The sequence below is a fragment of the Candidatus Electronema sp. JC genome, assembly GCF_048287365.2.
Lineage (GTDB): Bacteria > Desulfobacterota > Desulfobulbia > Desulfobulbales > Desulfobulbaceae > Electronema.
In genome coordinates this window covers 18,365-39,935 of the sequence record NZ_JBLWEM020000032.1, presented here as the reverse complement: position 1 = coordinate 39,935, position 21,571 = coordinate 18,365, and the positions used below count along the sequence as shown (strand labels likewise).

The 21,571-nt window shown below is 61.6% G+C and carries 19 protein-coding genes; 5 read left to right on the top strand and 14 right to left on the bottom strand.

Annotated elements, in window-relative coordinates:
- The 11 genes from ACNKH3_RS05385 to kdsB all read right to left on the bottom strand — a co-directional run.
- A partial coding sequence (locus ACNKH3_RS05385; protein WP_420208501.1) for a replicative DNA helicase occupies positions 1–999 on the bottom strand: 999 nt, incomplete at its 3' end.
- 106 nt (positions 1,000–1,105) lie between these two features.
- Positions 1,106–1,567, bottom strand: a complete 462-nt coding sequence (rplI, locus tag ACNKH3_RS05380) for a 50S ribosomal protein L9 (protein WP_420208500.1) — start codon at positions 1,565–1,567, stop codon at positions 1,106–1,108.
- Between the two features lie 28 nt (positions 1,568–1,595).
- The gene (locus ACNKH3_RS05375; protein ID WP_420208499.1) at positions 1,596–2,558 is read right to left on the bottom strand and encodes a DUF2232 domain-containing protein; all 963 of its coding nucleotides are present in this window, start codon (positions 2,556–2,558) and stop codon (positions 1,596–1,598) included.
- A 7-nt stretch (positions 2,559–2,565) separates the two neighbouring features.
- The gene (rpsR, locus tag ACNKH3_RS05370; RefSeq protein WP_417916942.1) at positions 2,566–2,811 is read right to left on the bottom strand and encodes a 30S ribosomal protein S18; all 246 of its coding nucleotides are present in this window, start codon (positions 2,809–2,811) and stop codon (positions 2,566–2,568) included.
- 38 nt (positions 2,812–2,849) lie between these two features.
- Positions 2,850–3,272, bottom strand: coding sequence for a 30S ribosomal protein S6 (gene rpsF / locus ACNKH3_RS05365; protein WP_417916943.1), 423 nt, complete (start codon positions 3,270–3,272; stop codon positions 2,850–2,852).
- 148 nt (positions 3,273–3,420) lie between these two features.
- Complete coding sequence (locus tag ACNKH3_RS05360; protein WP_417916944.1) at positions 3,421–5,250, bottom strand: ABC transporter ATP-binding protein; 1,830 nt, start codon at positions 5,248–5,250, stop codon at positions 3,421–3,423.
- The gene (locus ACNKH3_RS05355; protein WP_420208498.1) at positions 5,228–6,988 is read right to left on the bottom strand and encodes an ABC transporter ATP-binding protein; all 1,761 of its coding nucleotides are present in this window, start codon (positions 6,986–6,988) and stop codon (positions 5,228–5,230) included. Before ACNKH3_RS05355 ends, ACNKH3_RS05360 begins: the two co-directional genes overlap by 23 nt.
- Positions 6,989–7,118: 130 nt before the next feature.
- On the bottom strand, positions 7,119–7,487 hold the full coding sequence (locus ACNKH3_RS05350) for a response regulator (protein ID WP_417916946.1): 369 nt from the start codon (positions 7,485–7,487) through the stop codon (positions 7,119–7,121).
- Between the two features lie 80 nt (positions 7,488–7,567).
- Positions 7,568–9,913 carry a gluconeogenesis factor YvcK family protein gene (locus ACNKH3_RS05345; RefSeq protein ID WP_417916947.1) on the bottom strand — a complete coding sequence of 782 codons (2,346 nt, stop codon included), beginning with the start codon at positions 9,911–9,913 and terminating at the stop codon, positions 7,568–7,570.
- Positions 9,914–10,197: 284 nt separating this feature from the next.
- The gene (gene mdh / locus ACNKH3_RS05340; RefSeq protein ID WP_417916134.1) at positions 10,198–11,124 is read right to left on the bottom strand and encodes a malate dehydrogenase; all 927 of its coding nucleotides are present in this window, start codon (positions 11,122–11,124) and stop codon (positions 10,198–10,200) included.
- 66 nt (positions 11,125–11,190) lie between these two features.
- Entirely contained in the window at positions 11,191–11,949 is a 759-nt protein-coding gene (kdsB, locus tag ACNKH3_RS05335; RefSeq protein WP_417916133.1) for a 3-deoxy-manno-octulosonate cytidylyltransferase, read from the bottom strand.
- Positions 11,950–12,018: 69 nt separating this feature from the next.
- On the opposite strand from kdsB, the gene ACNKH3_RS05330 reads away from it, so the two are divergent.
- Positions 12,019–12,828: a class I SAM-dependent methyltransferase gene (locus tag ACNKH3_RS05330; RefSeq protein ID WP_417916132.1), complete on the top strand. Its 810-nt coding sequence runs from the start codon at positions 12,019–12,021 to the stop codon at positions 12,826–12,828.
- Between the two features lie 41 nt (positions 12,829–12,869).
- Here ACNKH3_RS05330 and ACNKH3_RS05325 read toward each other — a convergent pair whose 3' ends face one another.
- From ACNKH3_RS05325 to ACNKH3_RS05315, 3 genes are all read right to left on the bottom strand, one after another.
- Positions 12,870–14,516: an ASKHA domain-containing protein gene (locus ACNKH3_RS05325; protein WP_420208497.1), complete on the bottom strand. Its 1,647-nt coding sequence runs from the start codon at positions 14,514–14,516 to the stop codon at positions 12,870–12,872.
- Positions 14,517–14,609: 93 nt separating this feature from the next.
- Complete coding sequence (locus tag ACNKH3_RS05320) at positions 14,610–16,343, bottom strand: two-component system sensor histidine kinase NtrB (RefSeq protein WP_420208496.1); 1,734 nt, start codon at positions 16,341–16,343, stop codon at positions 14,610–14,612.
- Positions 16,344–16,376: 33 nt separating this feature from the next.
- Positions 16,377–17,756, bottom strand: a complete 1,380-nt coding sequence (locus tag ACNKH3_RS05315; protein ID WP_420208495.1) for a sigma-54-dependent transcriptional regulator — start codon at positions 17,754–17,756, stop codon at positions 16,377–16,379.
- Between the two features lie 176 nt (positions 17,757–17,932).
- Here ACNKH3_RS05315 and tatC point away from each other — a divergent pair, with 176 nt between their 5' ends.
- The 4 genes from tatC to ACNKH3_RS05295 all read left to right on the top strand — a co-directional run bounded on the left by tatC (position 17,933) and on the right by ACNKH3_RS05295 (position 21,525).
- Positions 17,933–18,706 (top strand): twin-arginine translocase subunit TatC, encoded by a 774-nt coding sequence (gene tatC, locus ACNKH3_RS05310; RefSeq protein ID WP_420208494.1) that lies wholly within the window; start codon positions 17,933–17,935, stop codon positions 18,704–18,706.
- A complete protein-coding gene (locus ACNKH3_RS05305) occupies positions 18,703–19,356 on the top strand; it encodes a hypothetical protein (protein WP_420208493.1) in 654 nt (217 codons plus the stop codon). The genes tatC and ACNKH3_RS05305 overlap by 4 nt, the downstream gene beginning before the upstream one ends.
- A gap of 6 nt (positions 19,357–19,362) precedes the next feature.
- Complete coding sequence (locus ACNKH3_RS05300) at positions 19,363–20,097, top strand: hypothetical protein (RefSeq protein ID WP_420208492.1); 735 nt, start codon at positions 19,363–19,365, stop codon at positions 20,095–20,097.
- 147 nt (positions 20,098–20,244) lie between these two features.
- Entirely contained in the window at positions 20,245–21,525 is a 1,281-nt protein-coding gene (locus tag ACNKH3_RS05295) for a class II fructose-bisphosphate aldolase (RefSeq protein ID WP_420208491.1), read from the top strand.
- The last annotated feature ends 46 nt before the right edge of the window (positions 21,526–21,571 follow it).

Below are 21,571 nucleotides of genomic sequence, written 5' to 3'. Positions count from 1 at the left end.
GAGATCATGCTCCGCTTTCAGCCGCCGGGCCTTGGCCCGCATCTCCAGCACGGTTATGCCTGCGGTGTCGTCAATGAAAATGGGCGATTCAGTGAGCATTCCGGTCGCTCTGGTCAGCTTGGGCCAGTCCTGATCAAGCAGGTGGCCGGTGCGGACACGTTGCGCATCCACCTTGCCCACCGAGCAGAGCAGCCGCAGGGCCAGCTGCTCCGAGGACATCTCCAGACTGAAGACAGCGGTCGGTACCTTGCCCGACACTGTGGCATGTTCAACGATGTTCATGGCCAAGCTCGTCTTTCCCATCGAGGGCCGCGCCGCCAGAATGACCAAGTCCGAGGGCTGGAGGCCGGCGGTCATGCGGTCCAGTTCGGCATAGCCGGTGGCCACGCCGGTGATGTGCTCCCGCCGCTGCGACAGGCGGGTGATCCGGTCAAAGGCTTTCGGCACGATCCGGCTCATCGGCTCAAAGCCCTGCTTCTTGCGCGACTGGGCGACCTCAAAAATTGCCTGCTCGGCCTGGTCCACCAGCTTGTCAATCTCGCCCTGCGCGTCATAGCAGCGGGCCGCCAGCTCGCTGCTGGTCTGAATCAGCCTGCGCAAGACAGCCTTTTCCCGGATGATGCGGGCATGATGCGTCAGCGTGCCGACAAAGGGGATGACTTGGGTGAGCTGGGTGATGTAGGCGGAGCCGCCCGCTTTCTCCAGCCGGTTCTGGTCGCTGAGATAACTGGAGACGGTGATCAGGTCGTGCGGCTGCCCCTGCTCGAAGAGGAAAAGCATGGCCTCAAAGATGACCCGGTGGCTTTCCCGGTAAAAATCTTCTGGGACCAGCAGCTCGACCACTTTGAGCAGTGCCTGCTCCTGAATCATGATCGTGCCGAGCAGCGCCTGCTCCGCCTCCACGTTTTGAGGAGGCAGGCGGCCTGCGGCGGGCTGCTCGCCGCTCCGCCGCAGGGACGGAGAAAAGGAGGGCTGATCAGACAACTGCGATATCACCACGGGGCGGCAATTTCTGCCTGCTGTCTGGAAAAAAGCTGCGGCTGCCGCAGGAAGCGCGGCGCCGCAGCACGTTTGCAGGAAAAAGAGGAGGAAGCAGGCCGCCGCCTCACACAGTCTCTGCGGCGATCTCCTGCACCACCTGCACGGTGATTTCCGAGGTCATCTGGTAGCCGACTTTGACTGTGACCCGGCTTTCGCTGACACTTTTGATCGGCTCCTTGAGCATCACCGCCTTGCGGTCAATCTGCACGCCCATCTGCGCAAGCTGATCAGTGATGTCCGCGCTGGTGACGGAGCCGAAGAGGCGGCCTTCGCTGCCGGTCTTGCGGCCCAGCACCACAGTCATGTTGACTAACTGGGCGGCCAGCGCCTCGGCGGCCTTGCGCTCCTCCTCCAGCCGTTTGGCGATGGCGGCCTGCTCCTTCTGGAGCCGGGCCAAGCTGGCCTTGCTCACCATTGTCGCAAAATTCTGCGGAATGAGGAAGTTGCGGGCGTAGCCGGGCTTGACGTTGACAACCTCGCCTTCGCGGCCCAAGGTGTCGATGGTTTTTTTCAATATGATTTCCATGATTGCATCCTCGTGGGTGTTGACATGCTCAGGAGCGGCTGGGCGGCTGTCCGTTCTGAGCCAGTTTGCGGAAGTCGGCCCAAGTGTCCGCCGCTCCTGCCACTGTCAGCAGAAGAATGCCGCAGCCTTGGGCCGCTGCAAAAATATACAAGACAATCCGCCAGAAAACAGGCACGTTCCAGCGGCAGAGCAGGGCGGCGAACACTGCCGCGCCCTGAAAAAAATACAGCAGCAGCATTACAGCGGCTAAAGAGTATCCGGCGGTTTCAAGGCCGCCTGCGCCGGTCATGGCCAGCAGCGCCGCTGCGATCAGCAGCCAGATCAGGTTGTCCGGCAGCCGCCAGAGGCGGTATTCCGGCCACGGGGCCTGCTTCGGCCTCAGTCGGCGCAGCAGGCCGCTGCTGACGGTCAGATTCAGCCAGACCGTGAAGACCGCGCTGCTGGCCAGCAGGCCGGGCAGCACCTTGGGCAGAATTTTCCGCAGTGCCGCTGCCGCCAGCTCCAGCTCTTGGAGCAGGTCGCCTGACAGCTCGCCGCTGGAGCGGTAGATGACCATGAGCTGTTCCAGCGAGCTGTCCAAATCCGCCAGCAGGCTGGCATACGGATTGACTCCGGTCAGCAGGCCGCGCAGCGTCCAGAAAACCAGCCAGCAGCCGCTGAGAACAGCCAGACCGGCCCCGCCCGCCGCCGCTGGATCAGCTCCGCTCTGCGCGCTGCGGTGCAGAGTCCACGCCAGCGGCGCAGCGGCCAAAAGAAATAAAAACCACCACCCATGGCCCAGCAGCAACGCGGCGGCTCCGGCGGCCAGCAGGCCCTGCCGCAGCTGCCGCAACGCTCTGGCCTCCTCCTCGTTTTGCAGGAGGAGAAAAACCGGAACCGCGAGCAGCAGTCCTATCCAGCTGAAGAGCTGAGGGAAAGCGGTCGGCAGCAGGAAGGCCCCGGCCAGCAGCAGGCTCCCTGCGGCCTGACCGCGCTCAGGCCGCAGCGGCACGGCGGAATTAATACTGAACGATGCCCGAATACGGCAGCAGCGCCAGATGGCGGGCGCGCTTCACCGCCTCAGTCAGCTGCCGCTGATGCCGGGCGCAGGTGCCGTAAATCCGCTTGGGCACGATCTTGCCGCGCTCGGTGACGAAATTTCTCAGCATTTTCACATCCTTATAGTCAACCTCCTGCATCTTTTCAGCGCAGAATCTGCACACCTTGCGGCGGTGGAACACTTTTTTGCTTTTCGGGGCGGTCATGATTGGTGTCTCCTGATGATGGATAATGTCATGGGGGGTCAGGCCAGCTCGTCAGCTGCGTCCGCGTCCTGCGCGGCCTCCATGCCGTTCTCCAGAGCTGCGGCTGCCTCAGCGGCCTTGGCGGCCAGCGCGGCGATCCGCTCCTTCTCCTGCTCAATGCCTGCCGCGTCAATCGCATCGGCCAGCTTGACGGTCAGGTAGCGCAGCAGCCGGTCGTCAATGCGGAAGATCCGCTCCAGCTCCTTGATCGTGGCGCCGGGCGCGGCGAAATTCATGCAGACATAGCAGCCTTGCGACTCTTTTTTGATGTCATAGGCCAGCTTTTTGATGCCCCAGCGGGCGATGTCAATCACCGTGCCGCCGTCGCCGGTGATGATGGCGGCGGTGCGGTCGATGATTTCCGCAAACTGCGCTTCGCCCAGGCTGGGGCGCATGATCCAAGTTGTTTCGTAATGACGCATGATTCCTCCTCGTGGTCATAGTGGCCCTCGCTGCGATCCTGACGGAGAGCGAGAAGGGTGAGGGAAAAAAAGAAAAAGAGCCGGACGTGCCCGGCTCAAGCGGCAAAATATAGCATTGCACCGGCGGCGGTGTCAACAGAAATAAAAATCAGTCCGGCCCGCCGCCGTCCTGCCGGTCAGATGCCGCCAGCCCGGCGTACAGCCCCTGCCGGGCCAGCAGCTCATCATGGCTGCCCAGCTCGGCCAGCCGCCCTTGAGCAAAGACCGCGATCCGGTCGGCGCGGCGGACCGTGGACAGGCGGTGGGCGATGAGCAGCACCGTCCGCCCGGCAAAACCGGAGCGCACCGCCTGTTCCAGCAGCCGCTCCGACTCGCTGTCCACCGAGGAAGTGGCCTCATCAAGAATCAGCACTGCCGGGTCGCGGCAGAGGACGCGGGCAAAAGCCAGCAGCTGCTTCTCTCCGGCGGAAAGGTCGAGGCCGCCTTCGCCGATGCGGGTGTCCAGCCCTTGCGGCATCCGGGCGATGAAAGCCTCCAAGCCGGTGCGGATCAAGAGCTGGTACACCTCGGAGCGGCTCAGTCTGACATCCTGGCGGATGTTGGCCAGCACAGTGTCCGGCTCGATCAGCGGATCTTGCAGCACTAAACCGATTTTGCGACGCAAAGTCTGCGGAGCGAACTCGCGCAGGTCATGACCGTCCAAGAGAATGCGACCGGCGGCGGGATCGTAGAAGCGGACCAGCAGACTGACCAAAGTGGTTTTGCCCGCGCCGGTGGGGCCGGTGACAGCCAGCGTTTCTCCTGCCCGGATGTGCAGGTCAACGTCATGCAGCACTGTTCGCCCCTGCTCGCGCCCGGCACCGTTCCGGTCTTCCTCCTGATAGGCGAAGCTGACCCCCTCAAAGCGGATTTCGCCCCGGATCCGCCCGCCGTCCAGCGGCTCTGTCGGCTCGATGATCCTGCCGGAGATGTCGAGCAGCTCGAAAAGCCGCTCCGCCGAGGCCAAGGCCGACTGCACCACCGAGTATTTGCGGGCGATCTCCTGCATCGGCTGAAAAAAGAGGCGCATGTAGGCGAGGAAGGCAGTCAGCTCGCCCAAGGTCAGCTGCTGCCGCAGCGCCTCGCCGCCGCCGTGCCAGAGCACGATGGCCGCCGCCAGGGTGGACAGAGCCTCGGTCAGCGGCATGAAGGCCCCGAAGACCCGGATCAGACTGAGGTTGCGGTCGAGATAAACTTGGTTCAGCTCGCGGAATTTGCCCAGGCTGTCCTCCTCCCGGCCATAGAGCTGGAGCACGCTGATCCCGGAGACCTGCTCTTGGATGAAGGCGTTGACCACCGCGAGCTGACTGCGGATGGCCCGGAAGCCTTCGCGGGCGATTTTGGAGAAAAAATGAGTGAGAAACAGGGCGACCGGCAGAAAAAGGGTCATCAGCAGGGCCAGCCGGACATTGGTCAGATACAGCACCAGCAGGATGCCGGTCAGCTTGAGGATGTCATTGAACAGCGTCACCATGACCAGCGTGAACATCTCGTTCATGTTCTGGATGTCGTTGGTCAGCCGGGTGACAAGGCGGCCTGCGGGATGGGCATGAAAAAAGGCGAGATCGAGCGAAAGCAGATGCCGGTAGAGCGTGCCGCGCAGCTTGTGCATCATGGACTGGCCGATGTATTCCAGCAGCACCACTTGAGCGAAGCCGCCGCCGAACGCGGCCAAGGCGGCCAGCCCGTAGAGCAGGGCGACGCGGAGCAGGCCGTCCATGCGCTCCGCCGCCGCGCCTTCGGCGGTCATGAAGGAGTCAATGCCCTGCTGGATGAGCTGGGGCTGGACAATGGCGGCGGCGGTCACGCAGAGCGAGAGCGTCATGCTCCAGATGATGCTGGCCCGGTGCTCGCGGCTCAGGCGGAAGATCCGCCGCCAGATTTGCAAGTCGGAGACGCGCCCGATCCTGCCTTCCTCAAAGTAGCCGAAGCTGCGCATCCTCATCCTCCTTGCCCTGCTGCCTGCGGGCCGCTTCCTGATAGTACGCGCTGCGGGCCAGCAGCTCCTCATGGCTGCCGCAGTCGGCGATACGGCCCTGGTCGAGCAGCAGCACCTGATCCGCCGCCGCGAAAAGCCGCACCTGATGCGAGATCAGCACCAGCGTCCGGCCCTGCTGGCGGGCGCGGAGGGCGGCGAAGACCTGCTCGCCGGTCTCCGCGTCCAAAGCGGAGAGCGCGTCGTCAACAATCAGAACAGGCCGGTCGGCGAGCAGGGCGCGGGCCAGGGCGATGCGCTGCTTCTGGCCGCCGGAGAGCCGCAGGCCCTTTTCGCCGATCCGGGTCTGATAGCCGTCGGACATGGCCATGATTTCGTCATGAATGCCCGCCAGCCTCGCCGCTTCCTCAACCGCCTCCTGCGCCGCCTCCGGCTTGGCGAGACTGATGTTTTCTCCTGCCGTGCCAGAGAAAAGCAGGGTGTCGCGGCCCACATAACTGACATGCTGCCGGATCAGTGCCGGGTCGAGGCTGTTCACATCGTGGCCAGCGAAAAAGCAGGTGCCGTCCTCCACCGGATACTGCCGGACCAGCAGGCGGCAGAGGGTGGATTTGCCGGAGCCGGTCCTGCCGCTGATGCCGAACACGCCGGGGCCGATTTCCAGATTTATGTCGATCAGCGCGGGCGTGATTGTGCCGGGATAAGCGAAACGGAGTTTGCGCAGCGAAATTTGCGGTCGGCTCTGAAGAATGGCCGGGCTGGATGTTCTGCGCAGGCTCCGCTCCAAGGCCGATTCAGCGGCGAGCAGGCGGCCTATGCGGGCGAGCGAGGTCAGGCCGCGCCGGACGATGCCCACCGCCCAGCCGACCGTGGTCAGCGGCATGGCCAGCATGGCGAAATAGGTGATGAAGGCGACAAAATCGCCGATGGTGATGGCGCCGCTGATGACCATCCTGCCGCCGGAGTGCAGCGCCAGCAGGGTGCCGAGGCTGCCGGTGAGCATCGCCACCGGCAGTAGCAGGCCCTGCATCACCGCTGTCCGCATGTTGCGGCGCACGTATTCCTGCCCGATCCGCTCGAAGTCCTCAATCTGCTGCTCCTCGCGGGTGCAGCTTTTGATCAGGCGGATGGAGATCAGCGTGTTGCGGGCGAATTCAGTCAGCAGGCCGAACTGCTCCTGCACCCGCTCGAAGCGCTTGTGCAGCTCGCGGGAGAGCAGCCAGGCCGAGATGGCCAGCAGCGGCAGCGGCAGGGCGGCGGTCAAGGTCAGGGACGGGCTGATGCCGAGCATGAACAGCACCGCGACCGAGGACATCACGGTCACGTCGGCGGCTGCGGCCAGACCCATGCCGAAGCCCATCTGCACGGCGGCGAGGTCGTTGGTGGCGTGGGCCATGATCTCGCCCGGCGGGCGGCGGTCAAAAAAGCTCTGATCCATGCGCAGAACATGGCCGAACAGCCGTTCCCGCAGGTCGGTCTCCAGGTGCCGGGAAAGGCCGATGAGCCGGGTCCGCCAGAGATAGCGGAGCAGGCCGGTGACAGCGGCGGTCAGGAGCATCAGACCGGCAAGCAGCAGCAGCCTGCCGTTTGTGGCCGCGCCCTGCGCCAGCTCATCCACTCCGACTTTCAGATAGCGGGGGATGGTCAGGTAGAGCAGGTCGCTGGCCAGCAGGGCGGCAAGGCCGGTCAGCAGCTGGCGGCGGAAGCGGCGGCAGACCGGCAGCAGCAGCCGGAGCAGCATTATGGCGGAAAAGAAAGAGCGGGCCTGCGGGAGCGCAGGCTCCGGCTTGCGGCGGTTCATAATGACAGCGGAAAACGGAAGAAGGCCGGATCTCAGACAGCGGAGCAGGGCAGGGCGGCGGGCAGGCAGCTCATTCGTTCAGCAGGCCGCGCACCCCGTTCAGCAGTTCGTCCATGGCAAAGGGCTTGGCGAAGGCCATGTCCGCGCCCAGCTCCAAGGCTGCGGGCAGATAGGTCTCCGGCCCGATCCGTCCGCCCCCGGAGATGGCGATGATCTTCATTTCAGGAAACTGCCTCTTGATGTAGCTGATGGTCTCCATGCCCTCCTTCTCCGGCATGATCAGGTCAGTGATCACCAAGTCAAAGGGCTGCTTCTCCAAAAGCCGCTGCCCCTCGCGGCCGTTGACGGCGGTGGCGGCGGCAAAGCCTGCCCGCTCCATTGAGCGCGAGAGCAGCGACAGCACCTGCTCGTCGTCATCCATGATCAATATTTTGCGCATCTCCGCTCTCCTCGTTTCTGTTCAGCGCAGCGTCAGCTCCTCGCAGTGATAATGCTTCTGTAAGCATTATACCGCCTTTTTTATGAAATCCGGCTGCGAAAAACACGCTCGCGGAAGAAACGCACCAAATTTTCCCGCCGCCGCACCGTCTCGGCCTGCTGGGCCACCAGCCCGGCGGGGCCGCGTCGGCGCACGGCCATCATGTGGTCAATGATCGGGGCGAAGCGGTTGTCCAGGCACCAGGCGAAGAGCAGGCCGAAGAGCAGGCCCGGCGGCATGAAGCCCTCCTCGCCGTTGACGGTGCGGGCGTAGAGCCGCCGCTGCTTGGGCGAGCGGGCCATCTGGGCGAGCTGAAGGTACTCGTCCAGCTCGCTCAGACTGAGGAAGCTGTTCAAGTCCTGCTGCTCGCGCACCCGCAGCCAGTAGACGCGGCCTGCCTGAAAGTCCTGAAACAGCACCGGCTCAATGCGCTTCTCCAAGCAGTAGTTGCCGAGGAGCGACTGGCCGAGGCCGACCAGCAGGGGCATTTCCAGACTGCCGAGATCCTCGGCCTGATCCTGGCGGATTTTGATGCAGCCGTCATCTGGATCGTAAAAGGAGCGGATGCTGTCCCATTTCTGGCTGCGGCTCCAGCGGGCGGCGCTGATCAGGCTGATGCCGCGCACCGCGCCGAGATGGGCCGGATGAATGTCCGGGTGCCGCCAGAGTATTTCGATGACAGCGTCAGCGAGCTGCTCGCGCGCCTCGGCCTCCATCTCTTTGGGCTGCTCGGAAAGCAGGTTGAAATGCCGGAAGGTCAGGCCGCTGACGATCCGGCTGATCTCCTCGTGGCGGATGCAGGGCAGCAGACGGTCCGGGCTGATGCTCACAGGCGGCTCCGGCCCGGATGTCCGGCGCACGGTCGGCGGCAGCGGCGCGGCTAAGAAGCCGCTGGCCCTCAGGCCCCAGAGGGCGCGGACAGCTGCGGCCATCGCCGCCGGGTCATGCTGGACCACATGCTCCTGCCGGAGCAGGTCGCGGGAGAAGATGCGGGCCTGCACCGGCTCAAGGCCCAAGGCCCGCATCTTCTCGCTGTCCACATAGATCGGCTCCTTTTTCTCCAAGGCGTAGTTCTGGAGGACAGAGCCGGGGATGTCGGCGAGGTCCAAGGTCAGCACGTGGGAGAACAGCCCCTCGATGCCGCCGGGAATGTTGCTGTCGTAGGCCTTGATCAGGTCGGAGACGTGGAAGCGTTTCTCCGGCGCGTCCAGCGTCGCGTCGGTCTCGCCCTGCTGCACCCAGATGTTGGCGGCCAGCAGCTTGAGCGCCTTGCTGTTGGCCCGGATCAGGGCGGCCAAGCCCGGCACCTGAAGGATGGGGATGATCGAAGTGTAGAGGCTGCCCGGCGCAAGAATGATGATGTCAGCCTGGCGGAGCTGCTCGGCGGCCTGCTCCGGCAGATGCGGCTCTTCAGAGAAGCGCACGCTGACCCGCTCGACCGGCCAGCCGCGCTCGGCCTGGCCTGCCTTGGACTCGCCCGTGACCATCACGCCGCTGCTGTACAGCACTTGCAGCTGGGCCGACGTGGCCGTGCAGGGGAAGACCGCGTTCCGGCCTGCGCCGACAGCTGCGGCAAGGTCGGCGATGCCCTCCAGCGTGGCGGCTTGCAGCCTTTTTTGGTTGGCGATCAGCTCGGCGGTGCGGAAAAAGGAGGGCAGTTTGCCGTAGATGGATGCCGCGATCAGCAGATTGCCAAGACACTGAGGCCGCCGCAGGGCCGGTTTCATCCGCTGGTCGTTGAAAAGCCGACGCATCAGGTCGGAAAGAAGACCTGCCAGCGGCGCGGGCAGGCTTTCCGGGCAGACTCCGCTCTGCTGCCAGAGCTGCTCGGCAGAGTCCGGCTGCCTGGTGAAGCGGAAATTGAACAGGTCATGCAGGGCGGCGGCTGTCTCGGCGGCCTTGCGGTCGTCAAGGCGGTGCTGCCGCTTCAGCGTGGAGCTGCGCACCGACGAAAGCAGGACGTGGCGCAGGTCGCCGAGGCCGATGAGCGGAAAATCCTTGAGCATCTCCCCGGTCGAGCCGCCGTCGTCGGTCACGCAGACAAGGGAGCAGAGGTTCGGGAAGACCTCCTTCAGCCCGGTGAATGGATTCTGCCGCCACTCAGGCCGCCGCGAGTCCCCGCCGACAATCTTGGACAGCCCGGTGCCGCCGCCCAGCGTCACCACGCGGAGGCCGCTGACCTCAAAATTGCGCAGGCCCTCAGCGAGCTGCTGCCATTCCCTTCCGCAGCCAGGCATTCCCGGCATCAAGGGCGGCTCCTCGCCCAGCGCGAGAGAGAGCGCACGTTCCGTCAGACTGCCCGCGCCAAGAAAATCCAAGGGGGCAAACCTCTTTGTGCTGAGTCCTTGCAGCACTTCCTGCAAGAAACTGATCCTGTTCTCCGCCATTTTCATTCATGGGTTCAAAGTTCGCCTCGCGCAGGCCGCAGAGCGTTCTGCAAGACAGGATGAAGCATGACACGGACAGCTTTTTCCTGTCCACGATGAGGTTCAACCATGCCGCAGGTATGGTTCAGCGTATCTGCGGATGCGTTGAAGGTATCCGGTGAGGCGTTCAATGTATCCGGAGATACGTTTTGCGTCTCCGGCGTAGCGTTCATCCGTAGGGGCGGTTCGCGAACCGCCCCTACAACCATGCGGAACGCCACCGCACATACGTGCCGCCTCTGCAATCACAGCCCGGTCTCCTCCATCTGCTTGCGCACCGCCTCGACCGACCCGCCGAGGGCCTGCTTTTCCTCGTCGGTCAGCTGGAATTCAAGGATGCGCTCCACGCCGTTCGCGCCCAGCACCACCGGCACGCCGAGGAAGCAGCCGGAGATATTGAATTCACCCTCCAGCCAGGCCGCGCAGGGCATTACGCGACGTGTGTCATGCAGCACCGCCTCTGCCATTTCCACTGCCGCGAGGCCCGGAGTGCAGAACGCGCTGCCTGTTTTCAAGTGATTAACGATTTCACCGCCGCCGTGCTGCGTCCGATGCACGATCTCGGCTATCTGCTGCGCAGGCAGGAGGTCGCTGACCGGCACGCCAGCGACGTTCGCCAGCCGCACGAGGGGGAGCATCTTGTCGCCGTGAATGCCCATGACCATCGCGCTGACATCGGACGGCGCAACGCCAAGGGCCTGCGCCAAAAAAGTGCGGTAGCGGGCTGAGTCAAGCACGCCCGCCATGCCGATGATGCGGTGCTTCGGCAGGCCGGAGGCCTTGAACGCCGTATAAACCATCGCGTCAATGGGGTTAGTCACCACAATCATGAAGCAGTTGGGCGAATAACGGGCCGCCTGCTCGGCGCAGCCCTTGACGATGGCCACATTTTTGGCTAAAAGATCGTCTCTGGACATGCCCGGCTTGCGTGCAAGACCTGCGGTGATGATCACCACGTCAGAATTGGCCGAATCAGCGTAGTCGTTGCTGCCAACAACCGTGCCCGCGAAGCCGTCGAGCGGCCCGGCCTGCCATAAATCCAGTGCCTTGCCCTGCGGAATGCCTTCCGCGACATCTAAAAGGACGATGTTGCCCAGTCGGCGCGTAAAAGCCCAGTGCGCGGCGGCTGCGCCGACATTGCCGGAGCCGATGATGGTGATCTTGTTCTTCATCGCAATGTTGTATTTGAGATATGTTATGCTGCCGTAGTAGGGGCAAAAAATCTTTTGCCCCTACGGCTACGATAGGTTCAGCAGCTCCGCCTCGGCCCGCAGCGCATCCTGCGGAGTGTCCACCTCAATCGAGTCGTGCTCGGTCAGCACCACTTTGATCCGGTAGCCATACTCCAAAGCGCGGAGCTGCTCCAGTTTTTCAAAACGCTCCCACTCGCCTTCGGGCAGGGCCACAAAGGTGAGGAGGAAGCCCTTGCGATAGGCGTAGAAGCCCAAGTGCTTGTAATAGGTCGGCACGCCGTCATCCAAGCTGCGCTGAAAAGGGATGGGCGAGCGCGAAAAATAGAGGGCGTTCCCGTTGCGGTCGAAGACGGTCTTGACGTGATTGGGGTCGCTGATCTCCTCAGGCCGGATGATCTTGTAAATCAGGGTGGCCATCGGCAGGGCCGGGTCGTCGAGGAGCGGCTGCGCCACCTGCCGGATCACTTCCGGCGGGAAAAGCGGCTGGTCGCCTTGGATGTTCACCACCACGTCGTGTTCGACAATGCCCAGCAATTCGGCGGCCTCAGCCAAGCGGTCGGTGCCGGACACATGATCGCTGCGGGTCAACACCGCCTCGCCGCCGAACGATGCCACGGCCTCGGCGATGCGCTCGTCATCTGTCGCCACTGCCACCCGCGAGAGGAGCGGCACCTGCCAGGCCCGCTCGACCACATGCTGAATCATCGGCTTGCCCGCGATCAAGGCCAGCGGCTTGCCCTCGAAGCGGCTCGACCGCCAGCGGGCGGGAATGATCGCGATCACGCCGGGCTGCGTTGTGTTCATTTGTCTTTTCCTCTTCCTGTGCTTTGCAAAGAAATAGGTTCATGATACAGTGCAGGCCATGAAAGATCAATGCGCAAAATGACCGAAGCCGCCGCCACGCTCCGGCCTGATCTGGCCGTGACCTGCGCCGCGCCGGAGCTGCTTGCTCAGGCCGAGGAGCTGGCCGTCCGGCTCGGCCTGCCGTTGGCTGAGGCCGGAGCGCGGCATCAGCTCCTGCTGCGCTGTGCGCCGGAAGGGCTGGAATTAGTTAAGCCCGACGATCCGCAGCTGCGCGGGCCGCTGCGGGTGGATTTCACTGCCGGAGCGATGGACTTCCGCCGCAAACAACCGGGCAAGGAGCTGCTGCTGCGGGCTGTCGGCTGCAAAATTGGCAGGCCGCTGACGGTCATAGATGCCACCGGCGGGCTGGGACGGGACAGCTTTCTGCTTGCGGCGGCTGGCTGCTTCGTTCATGTCTTTGAAAAAGAGCCTGTGCTGGCCGCGCTGCTCGCTGACGGCTTAGAACGCGCCCGGCAATGCCCGGACACAGAGGCCATTGCCGTCCGCATCCGCCTGACAGCAGGCGACGCGCTGCCTTTTCTGCGGGAAATGCGGGCGCAGGGGCAAGTTGTGGACGCAGTTTATCTTGATCCGATGTTCCCGGAGCGGCGCAAATCGGCTTTGGTGAAAAAAGAGGCGCAGCTGCTCCAGCTCCTTGCGCAACCCTCCAATCCGGCAGCGGAAAAAGAGCTGCTGGCTGCGGCGCGGGCTGTCAGTCGCAGGGTGGCGGTGAAGCGGCCCGCCAAGGCTCCGTTTCTGGGAGAAGCCGCGCCCTCGCATTCGCTCTCCGGCGCAACCGTCCGTTTTGATGTGCATATAGCGATTTCGGGTTGCTTTTGAATGCGCCGCAGTTTTTTTTCTCCGTCAAGCCGAGGACGACTTCAGAACAACGCGCGAGGGTATATAGACGCGAAAGCTGGTCTCGAAGCTGGGCGGCTCGCCCGTCGTTCCTCTGAAATTCCCAATGCCGAAAAATCTGGCACCGAGGGAAACAGTCCCGGATCCGTGTGCGGAATGAAGCGCGAGCCGGAAAAGCGGATCATGAAGTCCTGATTCACGTTCAGCTCAAGATAGGTGATTTTGCGGCAGACTTCCTGCGCCCGGGCCCAGCAGCCGCTGTCACGCAGGAGCAGCTCGGCCCCGGCCAGTGAGGTGTTGCCTGCGGGCTGAAACCGCTCCAGCGGCAGATCTGGCAGCATTCCCAGCGTGACAGCCTGGCGCGGGCTGATATGCTCGCCAAAGGCTCCGGCCACGTGAATCCGCTCTAATTCCTCGAAGGACAGGCCGACCTGCGCGGTCAAAGTCTCCAAAATTGCATACATTGCCGCTTTGGAACGTATCATTGCATCCAAATCGGTCTGACTGACGCTCACACCCTCGGCGATCATGAAAGCCAGCTCATCGCCGCGCTGCCGCAGCCGCTCGCAGACAAAGCTGCGCTGCGCCTCGCTCTGTTCCGCAAATTCGACCTGAAATTTGCCGCGCAGGTCAATAATTCTCGCCAAATACAGCTCTGCCGCCAAGTCAATCAGGCCGGAGCCGCAGATGCCAACCGGCGGCGCGTCCGCAATGCTGCGCCACGTCAGCCGCCAGCTTTCGCGGTCAATGCTGACCTGCTCAATCGCGCCCGGCGCGGCCCGCATTCCCATCCGCGCCACGCCGCCTTCCAAAGCCGGGCCAGCCGCGCCCGCGCAGGCGATCAGCCAGTCGCCGCCGCCGATGACCACCTCGGCGTTGGTGCCCACGTCTATCAGCATCGCGGGCTGCTCAGTCTGGTCAAGGCCGACCGCAAGTATGCCGGCAATCAAATCGCCGCCGAAATAGCTGCCCCGGCTCGGCAAAAGCCACGTCATCGCCTGCGGATGCAGCCGCAGCCCGATCTCCGCTGCCGGAAAGGGATCGGGCGCGTTGACCAAGGGAATGTACGGCTCGCGGCAGAGGTGATACGGGCTGAGGCCAAGCAGCAGGTGCGCCATCGTGGTGTTGCCCGCGATGACCGCCGCCCGGATGTCCTCCGGCAGCACCGCAGCCTCTTGGCAAAGCTGCATAATCAGACTGTTGATGGAATCAACTGCCGCCTGCTGAAGCTGGCGCAGCCCTTCTTCTTTCGCCGCAAAATGAATGCGGGTGAGAATGTCGGCCCCGTATTCCACCTGCTGATTGAGCGCAGTGCGGCGGGCCAGCGTCCTGCCGCTGCGGAGGTCAATCAGGCTGGCCTCAAGATGGGTTGATCCCAAATCCAAAGCAATGCCCGGCAGCAGCTTCGGCTCTTCCGGCAGGAAGTCGAACAGCTCCAGCAGGCCGGGCAAATTGTGCGCAATCGCCCAGCCCTTGAATCCGGCGGCGCGAAACTGCGCGGCGAGCGGGGCCATGCGGGCGAAAGGAACCCGCAGCGGCAAGCCAGCCAGCTCCGGCGGCAGCGCGGCGGCGCAGGCGGCTTTCAGGCGGTCAAGATCGGCGGTGTTGTCAGCCAGGCTGGGTGGCGCGGCGGCCAGCGGCAGGGTGATGGTCAGAGGAAAAGCTGTCATGGAACCTGAAATTTCTGGGCAACGTCAGAAGCTGCCGCAAAGGGCAAGCCGAGATGAAAAAATTTCCGTTCCTGCTGGTTGGATGCGTGAAATTTAATACTCATCCGGCAGGGCAGGCAGAGGCAGGCAGACCTCGGCCACGCAGCCGGTGCCTGTCTCCGGCTCCAGCAGATGGACGCTGCCGCCGTGCTGCTCGGCCAGCTGGCGGACGATGGACAAGCCCAGTCCGGCGCAGTTGGCCTTGGTCGAGAAGAAGGGTGTGAAGACCACCTCGCGCAGGTCTTCGGCGATGCCGGGGCCATGATCTAGCACCGCGAGGCAGACGGCGTTGCGCCCGCTTTCCTCGTTCTCCCGCGCCCGCACCAGCACTGGCCACTGGCCGGTCTGAGACGCGGCGGCGCAGCTGTTTTCGAGCAGATGGGTGAGCAGGGTTTGCACAAGCTGGCGGTCGGCCCAGCAGTCGAGGTGGTCGGGAATATCCAGCTCCATCGCGGCGGAGAGCGGGCAGGACTCCTTGCCCTTGACTTGGCGGATGGTCTCCTCGCAGAGCCGCCGCAGGTCGAACCATTCCAAGGTCAGAGCCTGAGGCCGGGCGAACTGGAGGAAGTCGGTGATCGTCTTCTCCATCCGCACGGATTCGCGCAGGATGATCTCGGTCAGATGGCGGTTGGCCCGGCTGAGGGGATCAGGGCTGCTGTCCGCCGCATGGACGTTCTTCAGGAGCTGGGCTGAGCCGGAGATGGCGGCGATGGGATTGCGGAAGTCGTGGGCAATGGCCGCGCTCAGTTCGCCGATGGCGGCCATCTTCTCGGTGTTGCGCATCTGCCGCTCCATCTGCTCCAGCAGGCTGACATCCTGCACGGTGATGACCTTGCACTGCGCCCCGCCGGGGTCATTCAGGGCAGGAGCAGGCGGCAGGTTGAGCGTGGCAAAGGTGTGCCGCACCCGCATCATCGCCCCATCCTTGCGCTGCAAGTCCGCCACCTGCCTGCTCTGGTCGGTCTCAGTCAGCATTTCCGCCGGGAAAAAATTGCTGAAGGGCAGGCCGAGCAGCTCGGCGGCAGTGAAGCCGCTGATCCGCTCAAAGGCCGGATTGCAGGAAGTCACCCGGTTGCGTCCGTCCACGGTGACTATGCCGGTGCCGATGTCGTCAAAGACCTGCTTGTAGAGCAGGTGCAGGCGGTCGAACTGGACAGAGGTCTGGGAGAGTGCTTCCTCGGTCTTGCGCAGCCGCCCGGCAAGCAGGTTGCTGAGGAAGCCGAGGGTGAAGAAGGTCAGCCCGTAGACCGCATAGACGTTGGTCAGGGTGAGGTAATCAGTCGGCGGCACGTAGCGGGTCTGGGCGTAGAAGCGCGGGATGTAGCCCAGATACTCGCAGGCGAGGATGCCGCCGTAGAGGATGGAGGTCGCCGCAGCGGCGATCAGGCCGCCGGTGCGGCTGAGACTCATGCCGCCCGCGATCACCGGGAAGAGAAAGACCGGGGTGAAGATGGACTGGCTGCATCCGGTGCCCGCCACCAGCAGGGCGGCGAAGATGGTGTCAGAGAGGAGCTGGAGTAGGCCGAAGCGAGGCAGGTGCCGCACCATGTTCTGGAGCAGGCCCGCCGAGCCGATGGAGTAAATAAAGACCACGGAGAGGAAGGCCATGGTCACGGCAGGCGGCGGCAGGATGATGTCCCGGCCCTTGGTTTGCAGGGCCACCGTGACCGCGATGAGCAGGGTGAAGAGCAGCACCCGGATCATCAGCAGCCAGAGGATGTGCAGGCGCAGCTGCTCGCCGCCGCTCTGCCGGGGCGACAGGTCGCTGATCAGTCGGCTTTTCACCATTGCAGCCTGCGATCTAAGTCTAAGGTTCTCATCTCAGTCAATGCCATACTTCTTGGTCTTGTAGCGCAGGGAGCGGAAGCTGATCTTGAGCAGGTCAGCGGCCCGGATCTTCGAGCCTTCCGCCGCCTCGATGGCGTGCAGGATCATCTTCTTCTCCATCCGGTCCACGCTCTCCTCCAAGCCCCGGTCGAACAGCTCGTCCTCGTCCCAAGCACCGACAAAGAGCGGCGTTCTTGACGGCGGCGGCTCGCTGCTCTTCTCCTCCTTGCGGGTGGAAAGAATCAGGCTTTCCGGCAGGATGATGTTGGAGGACTCCAAGGCCACGCCGCGCTCGATGATGTTCTCCAACTCCCGCACATTACCAGGGAAGTTGTAGTTCATCAAGACTTCCATGCCGTAGGAGGAGACGCTCTGCGGCTCCCGGCCCATCAGCTTGGCGTATTTCTTCAGGAAGTGCTCGACCAGCAGCGGCACGTCGCCCTTGCGCTCGCGCAGCGGCGGCAGGCGCACTGGCACCACGGCGAGGCGGTAGAAGAGGTCTTCCCTGAACCGCTTCTCCATGACCTCCTCCTCCAGATTGCGGTTGGTGGCGGCGACGATGCGCACGTCCACCTGCTTGGTCCGGGCCGAGCCGACCGGCATGATCTGCCGCTCTTGCAGCACCCGAAGGAGCTTGGTCTGGATGGGCAGGGTGAGTTCGCCGAGCTCGTCCAAGAAGACTGTGCCGGTGTGGGCCTGCTCGAAGAGGCCGGGCTTGTCGGCCACCGCGCCGGTGAACGCGCCTTTGACATGGCCGAACAGCTCGCTCTCCAGCAGGCTCTCCGGGATGGCACTGCAATTGATGGCCACAAAGGGATTGCTGGCGACCTTGGACAGGTCATGAACAGCCTTGGCGATCAGCTCCTTGCCGGTGCCGGACTCGCCGGTGATCAGGACGCTGGCCGGAGTGGGCGCGACCCGGCGGATGAGGTCGGCGATTTTCAGCATCTCTGGGCTGCTGCCGATGATCCCCGGCAGGCCGCCCGCCGGATCAGCCGCTGTCGCGTCAGCCTTGCGCTTGGCCAAGGCGGCCCGCACCACCTTGCGCAGCTCATCGACGTTGAAGGGCTTGGACAAATAATCAAAGGCCCCGCTCTTCATTGCCTGCACCGCGTCGTCGGGCGAGGCGAAGGCCGTGACCATGATCACCGGCAGCTCAGGCTGGCGGCTCTTCAGCTCGGCCAGCAAAGCCAGGCCGCCCATGCCCGGCATCCGCACATCTGAGATCACCGCGTCAAAGTCCTTCTGCGCGGCGACAGCCAAGGCGGCTTCAGCAGTAGGCGCGGCAGTGACGGCGCAGCCTTCCCGATAGAAGAGGATGCTGAGAAAATCCCGCATGCTCTGCTCGTCGTCAACTATAAGAAGGTTGGGCATGGTCTGCGCGGCGGGGGTTGCATTTCATGGGTGCCTGTTGCTGCCGTCTGCTCGCAGTGTAGCAGTCAAAGGCACCGGAAGTCAATCCCGGCCTGCCGCTGGAGATTTGACAGCGCGGGCGGAACAGGGTATGCTGGCGGCAGAACCTCTGCCCGCAGGAGTGCCGCGCATCCGCCATGACCGATCAGGAATCCTTGAACCAGCAGCCGCTGACCGAGCACCTTGCCGAGCTGCGCTCCTGCTTGATCATTTCCCTGACCGCCGCCTTTGTCGGCTTTGCCCTTGCCTATTCCGTGATTCAGCCGGTGGCGGACTGGTTCTTCGCCCCCTTAGTGCAGGTCATGCCGGAGCAGAAGAGCCTGATTTTCATCTCCTATCAAGAGGGCTTCTTCTTTTATCTCAAGTTGGCCTTAGTGGCAGGCGTGCTGCTGGCCAGCCCGGTGATTTTCTATCAGACATGGCGTTTCATCGCCCCTGGACTGTACCAGCACGAGAAAAAGGCTTTGCTGCCCTTCACCGTGGTGTCGTCCTTCTGCTTCCTCGGCGGCGCGGCCTTTGGCTACTTGGTCATCTTCCCGCCGACCTTCCGCTTTCTCCTCGGCTACTCCAGCAACTTCTTGGAGCCGATGCCTGCGGTGAGCGAGTATTTCTCCTTGGCCCTGTTCCTGCTCATCGCTTTCGGCATGATCTTCGAGCTGCCGGTCTTCATGGTCTTTCTCGCCAAGCTGGGCAAGGTGGACGCGCCCTTTCTGGTGAAGAACCGCAAATACGCCGTGCTGATCGCCTTCATTGTCGCGGCAGTGATCACGCCAACCCCTGATCCGGTCAATCAATTCCTTATGGCCGGGCCGTTAGTCGTGCTGTACGAGATCAGCATCATCGCTGTGCGTTTCTTTGTCAAGAAGCCGCTGGCGGTGCTTGCCAAAGCAGAAGGAGATGATGCCGAATGAGCATGTCCATTTTGAAGCAGAATACAAGCTACAGCTTCTCTGATTATTTTGAACTCAGTCATCCAACGAGGGATATTGTCGCTGAATTCGGCTACGGCTATGAGCTGACCAAACTGCCTCTGCCGCAAGGCGCGTTCACCGGCACGCTGACCCGGCTCAGTGATATGTTCTACAAGAAGCTGCCGCATATCTCCCTGACCTCAGAGGCTGCCAAGCGGGAGATGCTGATTGCGCCAGTCATCCTTGAGCTGCTGGATTATGCGGACTTGGATGTTGCCATTGAATATCCTGTCTATGTCAATGAGCGGCTGAAAGGGAGCGTGGATTATTTCATCCGTTCGACGCAGGATTTTTTGATTGTCGAGGCCAAGAAGTCTGATCTGGAGCGCGGCTTCAATCAGCTGGCTGTGGAGCTGATTGCGATGGAGCAGTACCGCGAGGAGCAGTCAGAGCGTATCTACGGCGCAGTGACTGTGGGCGACATCTGGCGTTTTGGAATGCTCGACCGGGACAAAAGGATGATCGTCAAAGACATTGACTCATTTCGTGTCCCACTTGATCTGGACAAGCTGTTTCAGGTGCTGCTGGGCATATTGCAGCCTGCGGCAGAACAGAGTATAAACGATAAACAATGTACACAACATAGGTGAATTGTAGTGGCTACACGAATTTTTCTTTTTAGTTTGGCATTTATCTTGGCGGTTAAAGGTCAAGCTGTCTGTGGTGAAAAAGATATATGTGATAGTAATAGTTTTTATATATCATTTAATATCGGTTTAAACGGTTGGGACTTACCTTTAAATCCTGACTCAGACAAAATGTTAGTTTGCGCTTTAGATGCATTACGAGTACCTATTAAGTATTATCTCAACATGCTATCATTCCCTTTAAGCATATTCCGTAGAAAGCAAAATGTATATATTGACGAAAGTACAGATATGTACGATGGATGCAAAAGAATAATGAAGGGGAGTGCTGGAAAAATAGCTGGCAAGGCGAGTAGTGATCTTGTGAAATCAATAAAACGTTCTATTTCTACCATAAAAGGAGACAGGGGGAGCAAAATATGGGTGAATGTTAGCCTGACAAGGTGTGAAGACGAACTTCATGGAGTTTTTCATAAAATAAAAAGAATGAATTGGCATAAATATGCAGGGTGGTACCCTTGCTCAATTGGGAGTAAAAATGGATTTTTTGGAATAGGGTATGGACTTTCTGAAGATGAAGCTGTTTTGGAGATATACGAAGCAATTCCTTTTTGCTTGGAAGAAGCAAGCAAAAAATTATATAACGGAGAATTGCAATTGGAAAAAGTGAAAAATGGTCTAATAAACAGGTTGTTTCATGTTAAATCTTGCTATGCGCCTATATTTAACACATCAATCAATTGATTATTGATCAAGAGAAAGAATAATTACATATAATAATTTCAATAGCTGCAAAACCGTCTCCTGCTTGGGTTAGAGACGATGATATTTACTATTATATAAATTTGTTATTTTTAAAAATCAGAATAATATTGAACAAAAGGAGGAATAATGTCCTATATTGCAGATTTTGAAAAAGCCTTAGAAGTAGGTCGTCCACCCAACATCAAGGCCCTGTTTCCCAATTCCCGCGCCTTAATTGTCAGCGGCAAGGTGATCGACCGCGCCATGCTTCGCAAGGGCAAGGCCATGACTATGGCTGCCAATGGCCGCAGCAACTTGGTCATCCGGGGCGCGCTGCTGGCTGCCCAGCGAGCGCAGGCTGCCCTGATCATTGAGATTGCCCGCTCCGAAGGCGGTGCTTCCTTCTACTGTGCCACCAATTACTGGAACATGGCCCGGCAGGTGGACGCGCTCTGCAACGAGCTGGCGATCACCGTGCCTGTGGCGATTCACGCCGACCACTACGGCATCAAGTCCGCCGCCGACCTGCCCTTTGCCCGCACCGAGATACCGAGCATGTTTGACGCGGGCATCACCTCGATTGCCGTTGATGCCTCGCACATGCAGGACGACGACAATCTGCTTGCCAGTCTCGCCCTGAGCAGCGTCATCCCGGCATGGGCGGGCTACGAGACCGAAGTGGGGGAGATCAAAGGCAGTGCGGGCCTGTCCTCAGCACCGGAAGCACTCTTCTTAGTGCAAGGCTTGAACGCGCATGACATCTTCCCGGACTGGATCGCCCTCAACAACGGCACTACCCACGGTTTAGAGGCTTCCGACGCAGGCATTCAGGTTGGATTGACGGCAGATATTCACTCTGCCTTGGCCAAATACGGCGTATCAGGGGCGCAGCACGGCACTTCCGGCAACAGCTCGGAGCGGCTGCGGGAGATTGCCTCGCAGACCCGGACCACCAAGGCCAATGTGGCCACGGCTCTCCAGATGATTTCGTGGGGCGTGGAAGTGAACGACTACGGCAATGCCATCCTCGATGCGAACGGCGAGTTTATCAAGGTGCCGGGCCAAGGCGTGACCGAAGAGCTGTGGGCGCAGATGAAAGCCTACGCTAAGGAGAAAGGCTGGTCGAAAGGCAATTACAAGAGCCTCAACGCGCCTTTTGAGAACCGCATCATGGGTCAGCCGCGAGAGATTCGCGAGCGCATGGCCCGCCGGGTTAGCGATTTCGTCTTCACCATGTTGACCGAGGTCTTCAATGCCCAAGGCACGGCCCGCCACGCCGTGGATGCCATCCTGGAGGCAGGCTCTTATGACCTCGGCCCGAAGGCAGGCCGCATCGAGTCGCCGGACGAGTGGACAGAGGAAAAGATCCGCGCCCGCGCCGCCACGCTCTGCACGGACAAAGGGCCGGAGGGTGACTTTTCGGATTAAGCCGTTCATCACCTTGCGCAATTCAGACCGAGCGCATTCCGCTATC